Raw genomic sequence first — 19,170 nt, forward strand, 5'->3', positions numbered from 1 at the left:
TCCTCCTACGATAATTTATCTAAGTTACATGGCCATTTAAATGATTAGTTACAATACTTCCTTGAATTGTACCGTTCTGCCTTCGGCGATGGACTTGTAGCATGCATCAACCGCTGCCATCGTCCGCAAATTGTCACGACCGCCGATCTCCGGCTCGCTGCCCGTTTCTACAGCGCGGAGCAGCTGCGCCATCGTTCCTTGGAACGCGTCTGGGAACCAAGCCGAGTCCCACTGTGGACGAATCCACTCGTTCGGCGCTTGCCGCGTCGTGAGCGCAAGCGTGCTCGGCGTATGCTCTGGATACTTCGGCCAGCCAATCGTACCGGTCGCCATTCCATCCAGCCCTTCAACCCGCCATTTGATATAAATATCCTTCTCGGTTCCTTCGCCCGGCCAAGCCCATACATCGTCAAGGCTCGTTGCCATCATCTCGCTCGCATATTGGAACGTGTACTGCGAGATGCCGTCAATATGCGGAAAACGCGTGCGCGGATCTCTGCGGGTAACTGCGGTAACTTTCTCCGGATCGCCGAACAGATAGCGGAAGGAATCAATATGATGAATGCCCATGTTCAAAATCTCAATCTGATCGTACTGCTGCAGGAACGCCTGCCAATGCGGAATCGCCCGCATCTCGATCGTCGCTAGCACCGGCTCTCCGAGCAGGCCTTTGTTCAAAATCGCCTTAAGCGCACGAATCGACTGGTCGTAGCGCATGTTGGAGTTGACGGCGATCTTGATGCCGGCTGCCTCGCACAGGTCGACGATTTCGCGCGCCTCGCGCGAATTCATCGCGAGCGGCTTCTGACACAGAATGCCGCGAATATGCGACTGCTTCACCGCTTCGCGAACAACCTCAAGCTGCTTATCCGGTGGGAAAGCGATATCCAGAATTTCGATCTCGGGATCGCGGACAAGCTCTTCCCACGTCCGGTGCACCTTCGGAATGCCGCGCAGCTCCGCGACCTCCTTCGCATTCTCATATGTGCGCGATGCGATTGCGACCGGATTAAAGCCTGCGTCGCGATATGCGACAAGGTGGCAATCTCGCATAATAAAGCCGGAACCGATACAGCCGATTCGGTAATCTCTACGAAGCGGCATCTCCGGTTTGATGGCCTCTGCGAAATCGATGCCTATTTTCTCAGCGATGCTGCTGTTATTGCTAATGGTATTGGTATTGCTATTGCTAAGCTCCATCTATGAGTGCTCCTTCGTCTTGAATTCGTTCGACTCCGTCCACAAAGCCGTCGTCAGCCGGCGTTCTTCGCCGGGGCGAATCCCCTGAGCGCCTGTCAGCTCGCTTGCATAAGGCAGATTAAACGCGTCAGTTACATAAGTGTATGGTTCAATGGAGAACGCATCGTCCCAATTCGGCCGGAACAGCAGCACGTATGGGAATGATTCATCCAATTGGTATGCAATAGTGTAGCCCCGCTGTGGAAGGGCGATACGGCAGGTCGTCTCTGCTGCTTGGTCCAGCGTCAGCAAAGAACAGCCTAGAACAGGATAGTCCGCGAGGTCAATGCCTTCTTCGCGAATGTTTCGGCTAAACTCTGTTACAGACGGCAGATCAGTGACAAATGCCTGATTCGTAACCGGCCACTCGTTCTTCGCCGGCACTTGAAGCACAGCCTTTTTACCGCTTTCATATGGTACCGAGAAATAAGGATGCAAGCCATAAGCGAACGGAGCATCATCAGTCCCTTCGTTCACGATGGAGCTCTCCATATGCAGCTTCCCATCAACGAGCCGGTACGTAATCGTAAAAGATAACGGATGTGGATAATACTCCATGATGTCCGGATGCTCGCTGAAGCTGAAACGGCTCTTCGCCCATGCGCCAAAGTCATCTAATGCGCCAAACTCCACGAGATGCCAGCCTCTGCTAATCAGCTCACCATGTAGATGAAAATGCGGCGGTTCATTAATCGGCAGCTGGTAAGTGCGTCCGTTAAATGTATAAGTTCCTTCGCGAACCCTGTTGGGCGGAAATAAAATCGGCGTACCGTATTTGGAGCACGCGAATGTTTCATTCTGAAGCGTCTGTGGGCTAACGGACGTCTTAATAACCTCATGTCCGCCATGCTGAAAGCTGAATAGGTTGTTGCCGATATCGGGAATCAGCTTGGCGATGCTATCGCTGGCTGAGTCCTTGAGCACGATAATATTGTAGCCGTCTTGAACACGGAGTTCTGCTGAATATCTACCCATTTCCACCCCTCCTGGCCTATAAACAAATGGATGCCAGAGCGTTGGTGCACTGTTAGCTCATGCTTTTGTGCCCGGGCACATTTGATTATATACCTCTCTTTTGAATCCTTCAATAGTAATTGCCGCACACGAGAAAAATAAAAAAAGGAGGGCGGCTTCCAACGCTGAGAGCCTTTCTGCAGCTGCAGGTGGCAGCGGACACAAAGAGGCAAGCATACGGGATTCCCGATGCTTGCCTCTTTCTCTTCGGCCGCTTAGTTGATCAAGCTGGCTTTTTTCAGCATTCTCTCGATGATGGAAGCCACTTCCGCACGCGTAATGTTGCTCTTCGGATGGATCGAATGGGTTTGATCCCCTGTAATCAAGCCGAATTTCACATTGATTGCCGCGAAGGATTTCGCCCAATCGCTTACCGAGCTGCCGTCTTTGAAGCCGGCAAGTGCTGCCTCGATCTCGCTTGCGCCGATCGTCGTGTCGATGCCTGCTATTGTCATCGCACGCGTAAGCATAACCATCGCTTCTTGGCGCGTCACTTTCTTCGCAGGAGCAAACGTATCCGCAGTTACGCCAGTCACAATTCCGTAGTGAGCAGCTGCAGAGATTGCACCCGCATACCATGCATCTGCGCTTACGTCTTTGAACGGACTTGCTGCATCGTTTGCCTTCATGCCGAGTGCGTTCACTATAATGGTCGCGAATTCTGCCCTTGTCATATCGCCATTCGGATTGAACATTCCATCACCTTGACCTTTTACGATCAATCTGGAAGCTAGGTTCTCAATGGATGCCTTCGCCCAGCCTTTAATGTCCGTGAATGTTTTATGACTGCTCACGAGTGCATACAGACTGTTTGTTAGACTGTATACTTTGGCAATCTGCTTGCCATCCTTCGTTTCGAAGTAGGTCGGTACTTGACGCATGGTTCCATCTTCGTCAATCACCACTGCCGTAACCGCTTCGCTGTCATTTCCAGCCGGAATGACAATGTCACGCTCTACGTAGCTGTTAAACTGATCAATAACCGTTTCATGACCGTCATGTGAAGCGATAATTTCGAAGGATACTGGCGTTCCAACGAGCTCTACGCCATTGATGGTCGCTGCCTCCCCAGCTGCTTGACGTTCCGCTGCTTGCGGCTTCGCGATACGCAGTTCAATTTGAACATCGCTCAGACTCACGCCTGTTCCCAGCTGCGCTTTAAGCGCGTCTGCCAACTGCGCGGCATCAATGGTATAGGTCGCTTCCGGAGTTACAACCGTAACGGTAGCTTGTTTGTCTACCAAACGCTGGACCAGCTGACCTGTCAGAACTCCGCTCGTTACATCGGTCACCTTGTCATTGCTGATTGTAACCGTTACGCCATCCTCGCTCTTTGCCAGCAATTCAGACAATGCGGCTTCATCTACGGTAACGTTCGTAATATTTCTTCCGTCTTCAACAGTTTCAGTTTCTTTTACTGGTGCTTGAATGACATTTCCTTCGCCTGTATCCGGAAGGTCCGGAATTATCGGAGATCCCGGAGTAGTTGCAACAATCTTTTTAACGATAAGGTCAAACGACTGCGTCAGAGGTGTTGCCTCATTCTTGGATATTGTGGCTGTCAAGGTAACCGAAGCATCAGCAGCTCCTCTGTGCACGGATCCGTTCGTACCGATCACCCTTGGATTAGACGAAGACCATGTGATTACAGTACCTCCTGCGCCTTCCCTTGGCAAATTCAAGTCTCTCGTTACCGCATTCTGCTCCGAATTGTCTTTCTTAATCAAGTTCCAAACAATCGTTGCTTGCACGTCATGAACGGCTGCATTATCGTCGCCCAGAACAATTACTTCAAATTCCCTCGTCAATGGGGCTGCATTATTTTTCGAAATCGTTGCAGTGATCGTAACTGTCTCTTCATTATTAGCGTGATGTACAGTTCCATCTGTGCCAACCGCTTCCTGATTAGACGAAGACCATGCAATCGTGGTTCCGAATGCGCCTTCTGCGAGGAGGGAAAGATCCGTTGCAACTTCCTCTTGATACATATTTTCTTTCTTAATGGTGTTCCAATCGATTGCCGCTTGCGCTTCTTGGACGGCTTCCGTATCGCCTAGTACAACGATCTCAAACTCCTTGGTCAATTGAATTGACGTATTGTTCGAAATCGTTGCTGTTAAGATAACCGTTTCATTCTTGTTCGCCGGGTGGACGGTTCCGACGGTTCCGATTACTTCCGGCTTACTCGATGTCCACGAAATCGTGGTGTCATTTAAGCCTACAGTCGGCAACGCAAGATCAGAGAGAACTTCATTCTGGTCCACATTGTTTTTCTTGATCAGGCTCCAATCAATAGCGGTTTCTGCTTCTTTAAGGGCTGCATCAGCCATTCCTTTAACGACGATTTCAAACTCCTTCGTCAATGGTGCTGCATCACTTTTTGTTGTTGTTGCTGTAAGAATAACCGTTTCTTCCGTTGCGGCCGGGTGAACCGTTCCGTCTGTTCCGATCACTTGCGGGTTGCTTGAGGTCCACGTAATCGTCGTGTCATACGCGCCTTGTGTCGGCAAGAACAGATCGGATGTTACTTCATTCTGATCCACGTTGTTCTTCTTAATCAGATTCCATACGATCGATGCTTGCGCTGCTTGTACAGGCGCATTGTCGTTTTCATCTTCGCTTCTGACGTAGAACCCGAAGGAAGCATACTTGTAGTACTGACCGATATTGAACAAACCTTCAACCATAACGTATTGGTTCTGAGCAGGTCTTGTTATTTTACCGTCTGCTGCAATAACCTCCGGCGCATCGGATAACCAAGTAACCGAAGCATTACCGACTGTTGTAGGCAGATTAATGTCGTGAGTGACATCAAGCTCGCTCTTGTTCTCACCGAGCAATTGCTTCAGCGTCAACGATTTAACCGCTTGAACGAGCGCGGTTCTATCTGCATAAATCGCATCCGGCTTCACCGTCAATGAGAATGTTCTAATCGCTTTGCTGCTTCCTCTGGAAACAGTCGCTTTCAGAACGACAACTGCATCGCCTTCACCCGACAACGGCTTGTAGACACGGCCTGCATTAGTGATATGTGCCGTATCGTCGGAAGACCATGTAATGGTTGTGCCGTTTGCACCGCTCGTTGGAAGCTCAAGAGGCAGTGCAATATCGTCCTGTGATCCATTTCCACCTTTGATCACGCTCCAGTCAAGGAACCCTTTATCTTGAGTGACAGCCGATTGATTGCTTGCGAGCTTCGCCGGTACAGTTAGTTTGAACGATTTGGTCGCTGTCTCGCTGCCTTTCGTAACGGTTGCCGTCAGCGTAACAGGCGTATCCACAGCCGGTCTTGTTACAACGCCTAAACTGCTGATGATCGAAGGTTTATTGCTGCTCCAACTGATTTGCGTTTGGCCAGCTTCATCTCGATATGGCAAGTTCAGGTTCGTCTCGACCGCATTCTCGCTGGTATTCAACCCTTTAATCCGTTCCCACGACAGCGCCGCAGCCGATTGCGCTGCTACTACTGAATCCGGATCTTCCGAAGCGCCCAGACGGTATACGATCAGATTGAATACGAGCGGATGGTTACCATAGAATAGCTTGCCATCCATGATGAGATCACCATCAAGTTCCAGCATATTCGGTCCAGGCTGGAGATCCTCTACATTAATCGTGAAAGGATGTACTCCGGCTGGCTGTTCAAAGCCTTCAGGGAACGTAAAATCTTCATAGAAAATGGTCTCGCCCCACTCTGAGCCAAACAAGTTTCTCACATATGGATCACCCGATGACATTCTTCTATAATCCGTCAATGCGGTATAGAATGGCCCGCCTTCACTATGAATCGTTCCTGAAATTTCTAAAGAGGTTTGATCGGTGAAGAAGGTAGCTGTGCCCGTCGCCTGATCGATAACGGTATCATCGAATTCAACATAAGGGACACGCGTATTCTTGATCACGGTAACAGGAATGGTCTTCTGATTACCCAAGAAATCGATCATCGTGACCGAATGCGTGCTTTCTCCTTCGATGATATCAGCTGCATCCTCGTAGCCAAGAGGCTGATAATTGTAATAATATTGGTCCGTTTGCGGATCATAGTGGAGCTGTGTTTTGATGGCGTGATCACCTGTCAGAAGAATTGGATAATAATCCCTCACTCCGTAATAGGGATATTCGCCAACTGTTCCATCATTGCCATATCTGGAGGTGATATTTCCGTATAGATGCGGTGACGCAAACTCCTCATGGATCTTACCGTCAACGCTGCTTCCTAAATCGATGAAAATCGATTCATCATGACTCGCCAGGTTAGCAGGCACATCCAAAATCGGAATTGTAGCTTCCTGATCATCGCCTACGGATACTACAACTTGCTTCTCTGCCAGCTGCACATGATAGCCGACTTGAATGGAGCTCGAGTTCCCCATATAATCCGTTGCCGTGATGTCGAGGGTATGCGGATCCTCATCTGTAATGACGACTGGATAACGGAACGTATTATCCACATAATCGTTGACTTTACTGCCCATTGCTACAGGGTCTCCACCATCAAGCGAGTATTCTACCTTGAAGCCTCTTCCGTTCTTGATCAGATCCGTCACGGTTGCGTTGAGCATGAGCGATACATTGGTCGTATCGGGTACGAAATACGCTTTCGTAGTTTGACTGCCGTCGCCGCTGCCTGTATTGAAGGTGATACTCGGTGCCGTCGTATCGACATACGTATCGATATTGATATAAGGAAGGTTTGGCTCTAGTCCAGTTTGCCCTTTTCCTAAGCACACGAAATTCATCGAGTATTTGCCATCCGGCAAGTTATCCGGAATGACAACATGTGCTGAGACCGAATACTTGAGCCCTTTACCAAACTTTGTTGGCTTAGGCCATTTACCGACCTTATTGATCGGAGTTCCAACAATCGTTTTCGAGCCGTCGTTGTCTGTGCTTATGAATTGCACCTGAACACTATCCAAATTTTTGCCAAAGGCATCGAAGCTCAAATCGAAGGAATCCCCTCTGTTCACATTCGCGTCATAGTACACGCTTCTTGGTTGACCATTCACGCTTGCAGTTTGGATATCAATCCAAACTGCTTTGTTCGTATTATTCACGATGACCGAATATTCTTTGCCATAGTTGCCCACTCTGTCGATCGGCGCAATGGAAATGACGTTCAGTCCGTCTCTCAGATCTTTAATCGGCATTTCAAAGGTTCCGTCATTGTTACGCTTCACGTCATCCTTGTAGTTCGTAAACGGCTCCGAACCATTGATCGCATAATAAATGTTCCATTCCCCGCCGCTTTCCCCGTTCGGCGCGTCTGCGTCATCGTCCATCTTAAAGCGCAGCGTGTATTCGCCTGTGCTGGTCTCGTCCGGCTCATTCAGCTCATCGTAGCCGACATGCTTGAGGATATCCAGGCTTGGCGCATGCGTATCTTTATAAGCAGGCATGTAAATGGTCGGCTGCGGCCTTGCATTCGGAGCATCCGCTGTAGCTGTGATGGCAAAATAGTACTGGCCATCCGGCACAGGCACGCCTTCATTCTTTCCATCCCACATCGTGCCTTGGGATAATGAACCCGGAATGCCGCCGGAGTATGGATCATTCTTCACGACCCAATCATCACTCGACAGATGGGTGACGAGATTATGCTCAGCATCGACAACATCGACTTTTACATTCCGCGCATCGCGAAGCAGTGCAATAACCGGTACAGGATACAAACCGTTCTCCGGTGAGAAGGCATAGAATTTGTCCCCTAGTGATCGTTCATAGTTGTTTTGCGGTTCACCATAAAGGAAGGGGATTCCGTTGTGCATGTCTACAAATGCCATTTGCGTTCCGAGACCTGAACTCCCCCATACGCTATCCGGACCGGATGGCGCATCAATAATGGCCGGAGCATCCCACTTGCCATAGAAGCCTGTGTACGGGACATTCAATGTAGGCAGGCTCGCATCAATCGGTGTCAGATACACATAGCCATCGATGAAGGTATTCTTCATCTCGGATGGATCCACTGTCAATGTAACGGTCACACGCTGGGTGGATTTCGCCCCTACCGTAATTTGAGCCGGGCTGAAGCTCAGCTTCGAGTTCTCCAAATAACGGCTGCGGATATTGTCGGAGCTGGTGTCCAAATTCGCATGGAGCAAATCCGTCATAACCGTTCCGCTCAAATCATACGTTGCAGCTGTGCTTGTCAGGTTGGTAGCTGTCAGCGTAAATGTAGTCCTCGCGCCGATTTCCTTCAGACTCACACGGCCTGTGCCGTCCGGTCCGGAAACAACGACCGGAGTTTGCACCGCAAGGTCCGGTCGAATCATGCCTGCGCCTTGGCGTCTTGGCTGATATTCCGTATTGTAATCCGCGCGATCTGCAGCATTCTCTTCGTTCACATAATCTCTCTTCGCCGGAATCGCCGTATTCATGACCACGTTCTTCACGAGTTGAACGAAGCTTCTTGTACCGGATTGGAAGCCTTTCTTCTTGAAAGCTTGCATCACATCGGCAACTGCTCCCGCTACATACGGAGCTGCCATCGATGTGCCATCTTCACTCTCGTACGCGTTGTGAACATTCGGATCTGATGTTCTTACCGAAGATACGATCTTGTGTCCCGGAGCCATAACCTCAGGCTTCAGCAGCAGATCGCTCGTCGTTCCCCATGAGGAGAAGTCCGTAGGGCTGCCTGGATTGGATGCCTCAAAGGCCGAGCTAGTATCTTCGGATTCAATGAACATCGACAGCGTCGCACCTGCTCCCGGCTCCGGCGGGAGATCGATACCAATGTCTGTGCCGGAGAGTGGGTCGATACCAACGCCACCGCCTCCGCCAGCTCCACCGACCATCGATGCAAGAGCCGCTTCTAAAGCTGTACCGTCCTCGTAGCTAAGAAACGAGAATGGAAGCTCCATTTGTCCTTGCGGCGTTGGCGCCTTCTTGCTCGCGTCGCTATTGTAGACGATAGCCCCGATCGCGCCGTGTTCTTTGGCGATTTTCACCTTATCGTTAAAGGTGAGCGAACCGCGTTTGATCAGTACCACTTTACCTGTTACGTCGACACCTTCGTAATCCTCGTCGTAGCCCAAATGGTCATTCTTCAACCCCACCAGCGAGATGGAATCGTTATCCCATACATCAAGGCCTTTCCACGCGTCTAGGCCATGTCCTGTAATAAACGGTGCATCAAAGCTGTAGCTAAACGTTACGTTATGCTGCACAACGATATTGTTCGCTGCGGCTACCGTGAAGGAATCCGGATAAACGCCCGGATTGCCGATTTTATTCAAATCCGGCGTTTCGCCAAGCTTAATCGAAGCTCCCGATTCGCCTTTATCATCGTAGGCATTGGAAGCATTGCCGGCTGCGACGACAACGACAACGCCAGCGTCAGTCGCATTGCGAATGGCAATGCCCATCGGATCGTTCGCATCGCGCGTATCAAACGTTGAGGAAGCCCCAAGACTCATATTGATAACGTCCGCCTTCATCGATGTCGCGTGATCGATCCCTTTAATAATATCTTCTGTCAATGCGCCAGCCTGTGTTTCGGAGAATACTTTCTCCGCGATAAGCTGCGCTTCCGGCGCGACGCCTTGCAGAACACCATTTGATCCGGCCGCAATGCCGGCTACATGCACGCCGTGCGAGCTTGGCGAGAGGTTTGTCCATTCCATACGAGGAATAACATCATCGTTCTGATCGGCCCAGTTGTAGCCCTCGACGACTTTATCGCTGAATTTCCCTTCGCCATGCTTGTATTTTGCTTTACTCATATCATGCGGAGCAGGGAACGCTTCATGCTCGTAATCGATCCCTGTATCTACGATCGCGATGACCATGCCCTCGCCCTTATAGCCAATCGGCTTCTCATCGGTTGCAGAGCCGTCCCACAAATTCTTAATGCCCGTCAGATCATGCTGTTCGTTAACGGCCGGCAGGAAGGTTTGCTGAAGCGTAACGGCTTTCACATTCGGCAGTTTTTTTATCGCTTCAATATCGCCATACTTGATGTCATCAAGGCTGAAGCCTTTGAACACGTTCTCATAGTCATGTTTGAAATGGAACGTTGGACCCGCGCTCTTCGATTTGCCGGTAGACAGCGTGCTCATAATCAGATTCTTCGCCGTCTTAATTTCCGCCGTAATTGCGGTCTGTGCGGAGCTTTCGACAGAGGTAGCATTAATGCCTGGCTTTGTCCCTGAATCTGACATGGCTTCCGAGACAGTCTGTCCTTTCAACTGCACGATAACATCGACAATCTCGTCCGGCTTGTGGAGCTCAGCGCTCAGTTTTTCTGGAGCCATTGCTTTCTTGCTCTGATTCTTCTCGAAGTCTCGAATAGCTGCTTCCTTCAAGCTCTGCTGCGCCTTTACCTTGAACGCTTCGAGCAGCTCCTGCGTATATGAGGAACCGCCTTTAGATCCTGCGCCGTCAACGTTGTGCACCTGAACCCCTGCATGTGGTTTCGGAGCGCTTCCTTCTGCTGCTCCCGGTGGCCGCAACGGCGCATCCTCTGCTGCAAACACGATTGAACCGTTTGACAGCACGAGAGCAGAAATGGACAAATACGTTACTACTCGCTTCAACCTGTTCGTAATTTTCATCCGTCCCGCCCTCTTCCCTGATAAAGAATGTTTAAAATATTAGCGCTTTCACTTATAGTAATGGAGCGCTCACGTGCGGTAAATCGGGGGAATCCGAGCTTCCAAACCTCTAGAAATCAATAGATTGTATGCTATAATTCATATACTGCACGACATTGAAATGATTTTCCGCTCATAACTTGGGGGAATTCATTTGTTTTCTAGCAAATACTGGAGGACCACTGCATGCTTGAAGGAAAAATCATCAGATTTTATCGCGAAAAAGCTGGAATGACCCAGGATCAGCTCGGCAGAGGCATCTGCTCCGACACGCATGTCAGCAAGATCGAACGCGGATCGACGGATTTTTCTCCGGAAGTGATAACGCTTCTTACCGATCGGCTTGGCATTCAGATCGAACAGGAGCTTCACCATTTAATGACGATTAGAAAGCGTCTTCACGATTGGCATGAAGCCATCATGCTGCTGTTGCACGATGAGATGGAAGTAATCAAAGAAGAGTTGGAGAAGGAGAGCTTAATTCAAATTTCCGACTATAAAACCCTCTACAAAATGCTGCAGGGCAGATACTACCTTGTTCATCGGAAGCTAGATAAGGCGCATGCAATCATCAAAGAAATGGAACGGAACAAATCAAAGCTGCCTCACTATGAGAGCAACCTGCTCTTGCATATAACGGGCATTTATCATTACTATACTCAAGACTATTTCAAGGCGATCGAAACCTTGAATTTGATTAACGAAGAGGAGTACAACAATCCGGAGTACTACTATTATTTGGCCATGTCTTACCACTGGCTGGAGTCTCGGATGATGGCTTACTATTACAGCGAGAAGGCATTGAAACACTTTAAAGATACCCACAACTTCTTAAAGAGCATCGATGCGGAAATGCTCATGCTCCTTCAACTCATCTATGACGATAACCGGAACTACCAAGCCATCGCCAACCGGTTTGAGAACATTATCAAATCCTGTGATCTGTGTCACGCTCCCGAGCTGAAACGGATTGCCGTGCACAATCTCGGATTTCTATACCACGAGAACAAAGCTTACGAGCTGGCGGGAAAATACTACCGGGAAACGATGGGGATGACAGAACCGAAGTCGGTGCTCTATCTGCTTTCATATGAAGGGTATGTCCGGAGTTCCGCCGAGGGGAAGTTGTTATCCCAAGATGAATTACTGAGTCTGGCGCAAACCGGACTAAAGGTATCGAAAGAATTAAGGGATGAAGTGCTCGTTGCTAGATTTCGTTTGCTCCTCCTATTCCTCGAAGAGAAAACGGATGAGTATTACAGCTATCTGCGTACGACCGCGTTACCAAGTCTGCGGAATCAAGGCGATGCCTTCCTCGTGCAGCGTTACGAGAAGGATCTGTTCAATTATTATATGGAGACCAATCAGACCGCCTTGGCACTTGAAGCGGCTAGCTTCTTCATTAACAAAGCAAAGCCGGTTCCGAAGCCCGCGACAACGCATTAACGATTGGCATGAACAGGCAAGTACGTTCCAGCCACGAGCCGGAGCAGTGTTTGCGGTTTACAAACCGATGAATCCATTCATCGGTTTTTTCTTTATTTTTAGGTAAAAAAGGAAAAACGAGGCATACTAACGGATGCGAAGCAGTCCATTCATGCAGCGAAGGGGGGCTCAGTTTGATGATGATAAGACGATCAGCGCGTTCCAAAGGCGGCAATGACGACGGGAATAACGGGAACAACGGCAACAATCGGAACAGCGGCAATCTCTCTGTGCCTCGCGGCCAGCTCGAAACGAATCTGGATGCGAACATCGACCGGATCAAGTCCGAGGTTGCCGCAAGCCCAGACCTTATCGTGCGCCGATTTACGCTGCGGACCGGGCAGCATCAGCATGTAGCAGCTGTCTATCTAGAAACGATTACAGACAAGGAAGCGGTCAACGAATTCGTCATGCGTTCCTTGATGTCACCATTTCTGCCAGAAACGCCGCTGGAGGGCGGAGTGACGCCAGAAGAGGCTTTCAAATATATTTGCGACAATGCCTTAACCGTTGGGCAGGTAGAAGTTCTCGATAATTGGACGACGATGCTGCTTGAGCTGTTAACGGGCAAGACGCTTCTCTTCGTTGACGGCTGGGATCAATGCATCAGCTGCGGCACAATTGGCGGCGAAAAGCGCGCGGTATCGGAAGCGAGTACCCAGGTTGTTATTCGCGGTCCCAAGGATAGCTTCACGGAATCGCTCCCGACGAACATCACGCTTATCCGCAGGCGGATTCGAAGCGAAAGATTCGGCTTCGAAGCGACTAAGATTGGCCGGGTGACGCAAACGAACGTTGCTATGCTCTATATCGAAGGCATCGTCAAGGAAGAGATCAAGCAAGAGGTGCGCAAGCGGCTCGCGAAGATCGATACCGACGCTATTCTGGAGTCCGGCTATATCGAGGAGTTCATTGAGGACAACTGGAGCTCTCCTTTCCCGACGATCTATAATACGGAGCGGCCAGATGTCATTGCGGCGAACCTGCTTGAGGGGCGCATCGCGATTCTCGTCGACGGCACTCCGTTCGCCTTGGTTGTGCCAACGATTCTGCCTCAATTCTTCGCTTCGGCAGAGGATTATTACCAACGGTACGATATCGGCACCTTTCTCCGTCTGCTGCGGTATGCCGCCTTCATCATTTCGTTGTTCGGCCCAGCTGTCTATATTGCGTTAACGACATTCCATCAGGAGATGCTGCCGACGACACTGCTCATTAACCTGTCAGGCGCAAGAGAGGGCGTGCCTTTCCCTGCGCTGATTGAGGCGTTCGCGATGGAGCTCAGCTTCGAGATTCTGCGGGAGGCCGGGGTTCGGATGCCGCGGGCAGTCGGACAGGCGGTATCTATCGTCGGTGCGCTCGTTCTGGGCGAAGCCGCCGTTCAAGCCGGGATCGTCTCGCCGATTATGGTTATCGTCGTAGCGATCACAGCGATCGCAAACTTCTCCATCGCTGCATACAACCTGGCGATTACAGCACGGCTGCTGCGTTTCCTCTTCATGATTGCAGCAGGCATGCTCGGCTTCTACGGCATCATTCTCGGTTTCATTATGCTGGTTGCACATATGAACGCGCTGCGCTCGTTCGGCGTCTCATTCCTGTCGCCGCTCGTTCCGTTCAAATTCAAGCAGTTGAAGGACGTCTTCGTCCGGCTGCCGCACTGGAGCTTTACAGAACGGCCCGATGACACATCGGATAATACGACTCGGATGCCTTCGGGGCAGAAGCCTCAAACATAAAAAGACGAGCGAACAAGGGAGGTACAGGTACGGATGAGAGCAGGAATACGGATCATGAAGCTTATTCTGGCGGCAGCCGTCCTTGTCGCTTCCACTTCGCTCTTGACCGGCTGCTGGAACAGCCGCGAGCTTAATATGCTCGCCATCGTGACAGCGATGGCGATAGATAAAACGGATAAAGACGAATATACGCTGGCTTTCCAAGTCGTTATGCCCGGAGAGCTAAGCAATTCGGTTAAGGGCGGCGGCGGGGGCGGCGGCGGCGCGCCATTCTCCGTCTACACCGTGAAGTCGAAGACACTGTTCGAAGGTATCCGTAAAGCGTCGAAGCAAGTTCCGCGCCAGCTGTTCTTTTCCCACATTCAGGTCGTGATCCTTGGCGAGCGTCTCGCCAAGTCCGGGATCGAAGAGATCTTCGATTTCTTCGAACGCTCCCATGAGGTTCGGCTCACCTCCATGCTGCTTGTGGCAAGAGGAGCTACGCCGGAGAAGCTGGTCAGCACGCTTGTTCCGCTCGCGCCTATTCAGGCTGAAGCACTGATGGGATCAGCCGAATTCACTTCTAAGATCTGGTCAAGCTCGCCAACAATCGGCATCGATGATGCGATCCGCAAGCTCATTAATCCAGGCGTCGAGCCATCCATCAGTGGCCTGAGGCTTTTGGGTGACGATCAGGATGTATCGAGCAAAAGCAATCTTGAGAAAACGCGTCCACCCTATCATCTCGAAATAACCGGCGTCGCCATGTTCCGCAAAGGCAAGCTCGTTGGCTGGCTAGAGAATGACAAAGCGCGGGGGTACATGTTCATCATCAATCGAATGAGCAGCACCATTATGAATCTCAGCTGTCAGGACATGATGGAGGGACTTGCACTCGAAGTCATTAAGAGCAAGACCAAGACAGTCGTTTCCATGCAGAATGGCCGCGTCAAAGTGAAAATCAACGTCATGGCCGAAGGTAACGTATCCGAGGTGAAATGCGGCGTTCCGCTAAGCGATCTTGAAGTGCTGAACAAGATGGAGAAGGAATGGGGCGATGTTGCAATTGCGGACATGATGGGTGCGATCAAGAGTGCGCAGTCGCTCCACGCCGACGTCTTCGGCTTCGGCGAAGTGCTGCAGCGCAAGCATCCGAAGCAGTGGCGGAAGGTGCAGGATCAGTGGGAGGATAAGTTCACCGATGCGGAAGTTAGCATCGTTTTCCAGGGGCAGATACTGCGGACAGGTATGAGAGGCAAGTCGCTGCTCGAGAAACCTTAAACTGGCAAGGAGGCATATTCCATGAAAAAACCGATTGAGAATATTAGCCCTATGCATCTTTTTGCATGGATAACGTTATTCGAGCTCGGTACGGCCGTTGTCATTCCCGTCGGCATGGATGCGAAGCAGGACGCCTGGATTGTAACGCTCTCCGGCTGCTTGATCGGCATGACATTCTTCTCCCTTGTGTTTGGCGGCCTGTACAGGCTATATCCAGATATGCCGCTTACAGCATTTGCTCGCAGAATTGCAGGGTCGTTCCTGGGCTGGCTGATCGGCTTCGGCTATCTGCTCTATTTCATGTACATTGCAAGCCGAGATATGCGCGATTTCATCGACCTGCTAACAGCGGCAGCATATGATGCAACGCCTATGTTTGCCCTTGGCGCATTCATGATGATCGCCGTCGGCTACATCATTAGCCTAGGGATCGAAGTATTTGGCCGGACGGCTTTCATCTTCTTCCTGCTCTGCTGCTTTGTGTTTATGTTTATCGTCGTGCTGGTCCTCTTGTCGGATTTATCGGACTTTCATCGCATCGAACCTGTTCTTGGCGAGGGCTGGAAGCCAATCTGGAGTGCGCTGCTTCCTACAGGCTTAACCTTCCCTTTCGGCGAGATGGTCGTCATGTCGATGTTTCTGCCTTACTTGAACAAGAAATATAAAGCCGTGCGGATCACCACCGGCGCCATGGCATTCAGCGCGATTCTACTGTGCATCGCAACGTTCGTGAACATCTCAGTGCTCGGCGTCGAGATCGCATCAAGGGCAACGTTCCCGCTCTTCACCTCACTCAGCCGGCTGAGGCTTGCGGAAATTGTGCAGCGGCTGGACTCCGTCGTCCTGTTCTTGCTCATCATTACGAGCTTCTTCAAGATCGGCACGTTCATGTTCGCTTCCATCCTTGCCGCGCATGATCTGTTCAAGGTCAGCAACTACAAGACGCTCGTCATGCCGATCGGCGTCATCGTGCTGCTGACTTCGCTGACGATTGCCGGCAATCTGACGGAGCATCTGAAGGAAGGACTCAAGATCGTGCCATACTATATGCATCTGCCGATGCAGTTCGCCATTCCGGTCTGCTTATTGCTGCTCGGCCTGATCCGTCGCGCCGTCCGCCGCAGGCGTTCCGCTTCCGCTGCTTCCTCCTCCTGATCCATCGCCTGAGGCGCTGCTGCCGTCAGTCTGTTTGCCCTGCAGCATGCGCTGCACGATCATGTAGAGCGGCTTGCGAAGGAACATGAAGATGAGAGCCACCATGATGAGCTTCTCAATGGGATCCAGCATCAGGAACGGATAAGTGAAATTGCGAAGCATTCGGCCAGGCGGCAGCTTCAGCAGCATGTCCATGATGAGATCGACAGCGATGAGGCATGGCAGGAGCAGGGCGAATATCGCGTAGGGCTTCACATTTTTCATAACCGTCGCACGCTCCGTTTCTTTGTCGCTAACACGTATTATTTCCCGAAATGCCGCCAGCTAGCATAAAAGCCAAAGACCGCCAGCTCTCGCTGGCGGCCTCATCATACACATGTTGGATACTCATGTTATGCTTATGTTATGCTTATGTTATGCTTCTGCTAAATCGACCATTCCTTGCGCGCTTCTTCCATCGACTTCGGCTTCTCCTTGTTCCACGCATAATGGCCCTTCGGCTTGACGCCAATCCAGCGATCATCGACCGGCTCCGAGCGAAGCTGATAACGCGTATCCGAGCTGATGCGATACTGATTCGTCGTGTTATTGACCGAGCCATGCAGGAGGAACATGCCGAATATGATCATATCGCCTGCGGCAAATTGCGTCGTCGCCCATTTTCCGCCAAACTTCTCGACACATTCAATCGGATCCTTCGAGATCCAGCCAAGCTCGATATTGTCGCGATCGACGTCCATCTGCCCATAAGTCGCCTTCATCTTCTCAAAATGCTGCGAGCCTAAGCAGATCGAGAGCGGACCCTGCTCGTAAGAGACATCGCCGAGCGGCGTCCACATTGTATACAGCTGCTTCGTGCCTCTGCCCATGTAGACGATATCGTAGTGCGCGCCAGTGAAATCGCCGTTGCCGACAGCACGCGGCCATTTGTAATCATACGTCATCGCTTCCCCGCCGAGCAGCCGGTCGAAAAATTGCATAACATTGTCACCGTTCACAAGGTTATAAAATGGCTGCATGTCCGCATCCTCATCATTGGCCGGTCCACCGAACATTGCGCTCTTCGCGCCTTCTGCTATGATTCCGTCTTCGACCGGGAAGTTCGTGTCCAGGCGGCCCGCGCTGCTAAGCTTCCGCAATATCCCGCTGCGCGCATCAAGCACCTGCTCACGATTGTGAAAACCGCGAAGGAGCAAATAGCCGTCCTCCTGCAGCCGCTGTCTCAGCGCTTCCGTATCATCGAAGATATCATTGCTGCTGCGCAGCTCCGTCATATACTTGCTTCCCATCGCAAGCTCTGCATTTCCCATCTTCACTGTCGTCGTCATGGACTATTTAATACCTCCGGTTTGAGTAGTCAATTCCTTGCTAACGCTCTATCCGAATCATAACACCGGCTGTTGCCGCCAACCATTCGTAATGGTATGGAGTAGTTGCATAATTGTAGTCTATAATTAGAGAAACTACCTTGATACGTGATACATATGTAGGAAAATGATACTTTTGCAGAGTGAACGGCCATGTGCGCCGGTGAGCTGCCTTGTGGCATCTCAAGATGGCGCATCGGCATCTGCATGCTATAAAGTGGCGAATAGCGACGCTGGAGTTCGTTACAATTTTAAAACCATCAAATCTGGCACAATAAGGTCATTACGGTTCTTTAGAAGTCGAACTGGCGGCGGGAACCGGCGGGCCGACGAGTCGGGCGACGACGGGTCGGATTGCCGGGCATCAATGAATCCGACTCGGCGGGAACCGGCACTACCGCTCCCTCCGCCGCCCACCGAACTAATCCCTAGAAGCCTCGATCAGCTTCATCGCATAGTAAGCAGGCTGCGTACGGAAATAGGTCATATGATCGCCCTCCGCAACGACGAGGCGGAACATGCCCAGTCTGCTCGACATGTGCGGGTGCCAGCCGTAGCCCTCTCCTTGCTGAATGGCGTTGTCCCCGGTCAGAAATAGATAACTTCGCGGCGTCTGCAGAGCATAAAACTTCTTCAGATCCAGCTTCTCGAACAATGGCTTCGCAGGCTCGGGGCGGATCTCGCTGTAAAGCTTGCGCGCAAGAGCTTCATCGGCCAAGTTCACGAAATTGTCCCGAAACAGCGGATAAGGCAGCATAATCGTGTCGTTTACGCCAGATGCTTTGCGCAGCTGCTCGAAGCCGCTGCGCGCCGCCGGCGGGAACTGGTCTGCCAGCGATTCACCGTCGCCTACCACGAATCCATCCATAAAGACGATACGCTTCAGCCGGTCCGGCACAAGCTCCGCCGCCTTCTGGACGACAGAGCCCCCGAAGCTGTGGCCAACGAGGATGACATCCTTCAAGTTATGGCCGATGATAAAGTCGGCGACAGCCTTCGATAACATGCCGTGCGTCACGTTCGTGTTCGGATCACCACCGTGGCCAGGGTACTCCGGTGCATAGACGATGTGACCTCTAGCCGCGAGCTCTGAACCAACATTTCTCCAGAAGCTCGAATCCGCCCATGAGCCATGTACGAGAACGAATGTAAGCGGCTTTCCCGGATTGCCGGGACGGTAGTAAGAGGGCCAGTCGCCCGAATGACCATCATTTGTATAATACATAACAACATTCCTCTCTTAATTGACGCGGATATACGCCTATTTTATGAAAGGAACATCTTTGAGGTTCGGTCCTCGAATTTTGCTTATTT

At 51.1% G+C, this 19,170-nt stretch carries 10 protein-coding genes; 4 read left to right on the forward strand and 6 right to left on the reverse strand.

The genetic code is table 11. The annotated features are described in order from the left end of the window. Window positions 1–48 precede the first annotated feature (48 nt). The 3 genes from AC0LWF_RS23210 to AC0LWF_RS23220 all read right to left on the reverse strand — a co-directional run bounded on the left by AC0LWF_RS23210 (window position 49) and on the right by AC0LWF_RS23220 (window position 10,811). A complete protein-coding gene (locus tag AC0LWF_RS23210; RefSeq protein WP_474653913.1) occupies window positions 49–1,200 on the reverse strand; it encodes a Gfo/Idh/MocA family protein in 1,152 nt (383 codons plus the stop codon). After that, window positions 1,201–2,214, reverse strand: a complete 1,014-nt coding sequence (locus tag AC0LWF_RS23215) for an aldose 1-epimerase (protein ID WP_474653914.1) — start codon at window positions 2,212–2,214, stop codon at window positions 1,201–1,203. A gap of 254 nt (window positions 2,215–2,468) precedes the next feature. Continuing rightward, window positions 2,469–10,811 (reverse strand): immunoglobulin-like domain-containing protein, encoded by an 8,343-nt coding sequence (locus tag AC0LWF_RS23220; RefSeq protein WP_474653915.1) that lies wholly within the window; start codon window positions 10,809–10,811, stop codon window positions 2,469–2,471. Window positions 10,812–11,036: 225 nt separating this feature from the next. Here AC0LWF_RS23220 and AC0LWF_RS23225 point away from each other — a divergent pair, with 225 nt between their 5' ends. The 4 genes from AC0LWF_RS23225 to AC0LWF_RS23240 all read left to right on the forward strand — a co-directional run bounded on the left by AC0LWF_RS23225 (window position 11,037) and on the right by AC0LWF_RS23240 (window position 16,489). Beyond that, window positions 11,037–12,296, forward strand: coding sequence for a helix-turn-helix domain-containing protein (locus tag AC0LWF_RS23225; RefSeq protein ID WP_474653916.1), 1,260 nt, complete (start codon window positions 11,037–11,039; stop codon window positions 12,294–12,296). A 176-nt stretch (window positions 12,297–12,472) separates the two neighbouring features. Further along, window positions 12,473–14,074, forward strand: a complete 1,602-nt coding sequence (locus AC0LWF_RS23230) for a spore germination protein (protein ID WP_474653917.1) — start codon at window positions 12,473–12,475, stop codon at window positions 14,072–14,074. A 33-nt stretch (window positions 14,075–14,107) separates the two neighbouring features. Further along, window positions 14,108–15,334, forward strand: coding sequence for a Ger(x)C family spore germination protein (locus AC0LWF_RS23235; protein WP_474653918.1), 1,227 nt, complete (start codon window positions 14,108–14,110; stop codon window positions 15,332–15,334). A 21-nt stretch (window positions 15,335–15,355) separates the two neighbouring features. After that, window positions 15,356–16,489 carry a GerAB/ArcD/ProY family transporter gene (locus tag AC0LWF_RS23240; protein ID WP_474653919.1) on the forward strand — a complete coding sequence of 378 codons (1,134 nt, stop codon included), beginning with the start codon at window positions 15,356–15,358 and terminating at the stop codon, window positions 16,487–16,489. Here AC0LWF_RS23240 and AC0LWF_RS23245 read toward each other — a convergent pair. From AC0LWF_RS23245 to AC0LWF_RS23255, 3 genes are all read right to left on the reverse strand, one after another. Continuing rightward, on the reverse strand, window positions 16,418–16,753 hold the full coding sequence (locus tag AC0LWF_RS23245) for a YczF family membrane protein (RefSeq protein WP_474653920.1): 336 nt from the start codon (window positions 16,751–16,753) through the stop codon (window positions 16,418–16,420). The genes AC0LWF_RS23240 and AC0LWF_RS23245 overlap by 72 nt on opposite strands. Window positions 16,754–16,914: 161 nt before the next feature. Further along, window positions 16,915–17,817 carry a phytanoyl-CoA dioxygenase family protein gene (locus AC0LWF_RS23250; RefSeq protein ID WP_474653921.1) on the reverse strand — a complete coding sequence of 301 codons (903 nt, stop codon included), beginning with the start codon at window positions 17,815–17,817 and terminating at the stop codon, window positions 16,915–16,917. Between the two features lie 460 nt (window positions 17,818–18,277). Beyond that, the gene (locus AC0LWF_RS23255) at window positions 18,278–19,081 is read right to left on the reverse strand and encodes an alpha/beta fold hydrolase (RefSeq protein ID WP_474653922.1); all 804 of its coding nucleotides are present in this window, start codon (window positions 19,079–19,081) and stop codon (window positions 18,278–18,280) included. Between the last annotated feature and the right edge of the window lie 89 nt (window positions 19,082–19,170).

The sequence above is a fragment of the Paenibacillus sp. sgz302114 genome, from assembly GCF_056120345.1.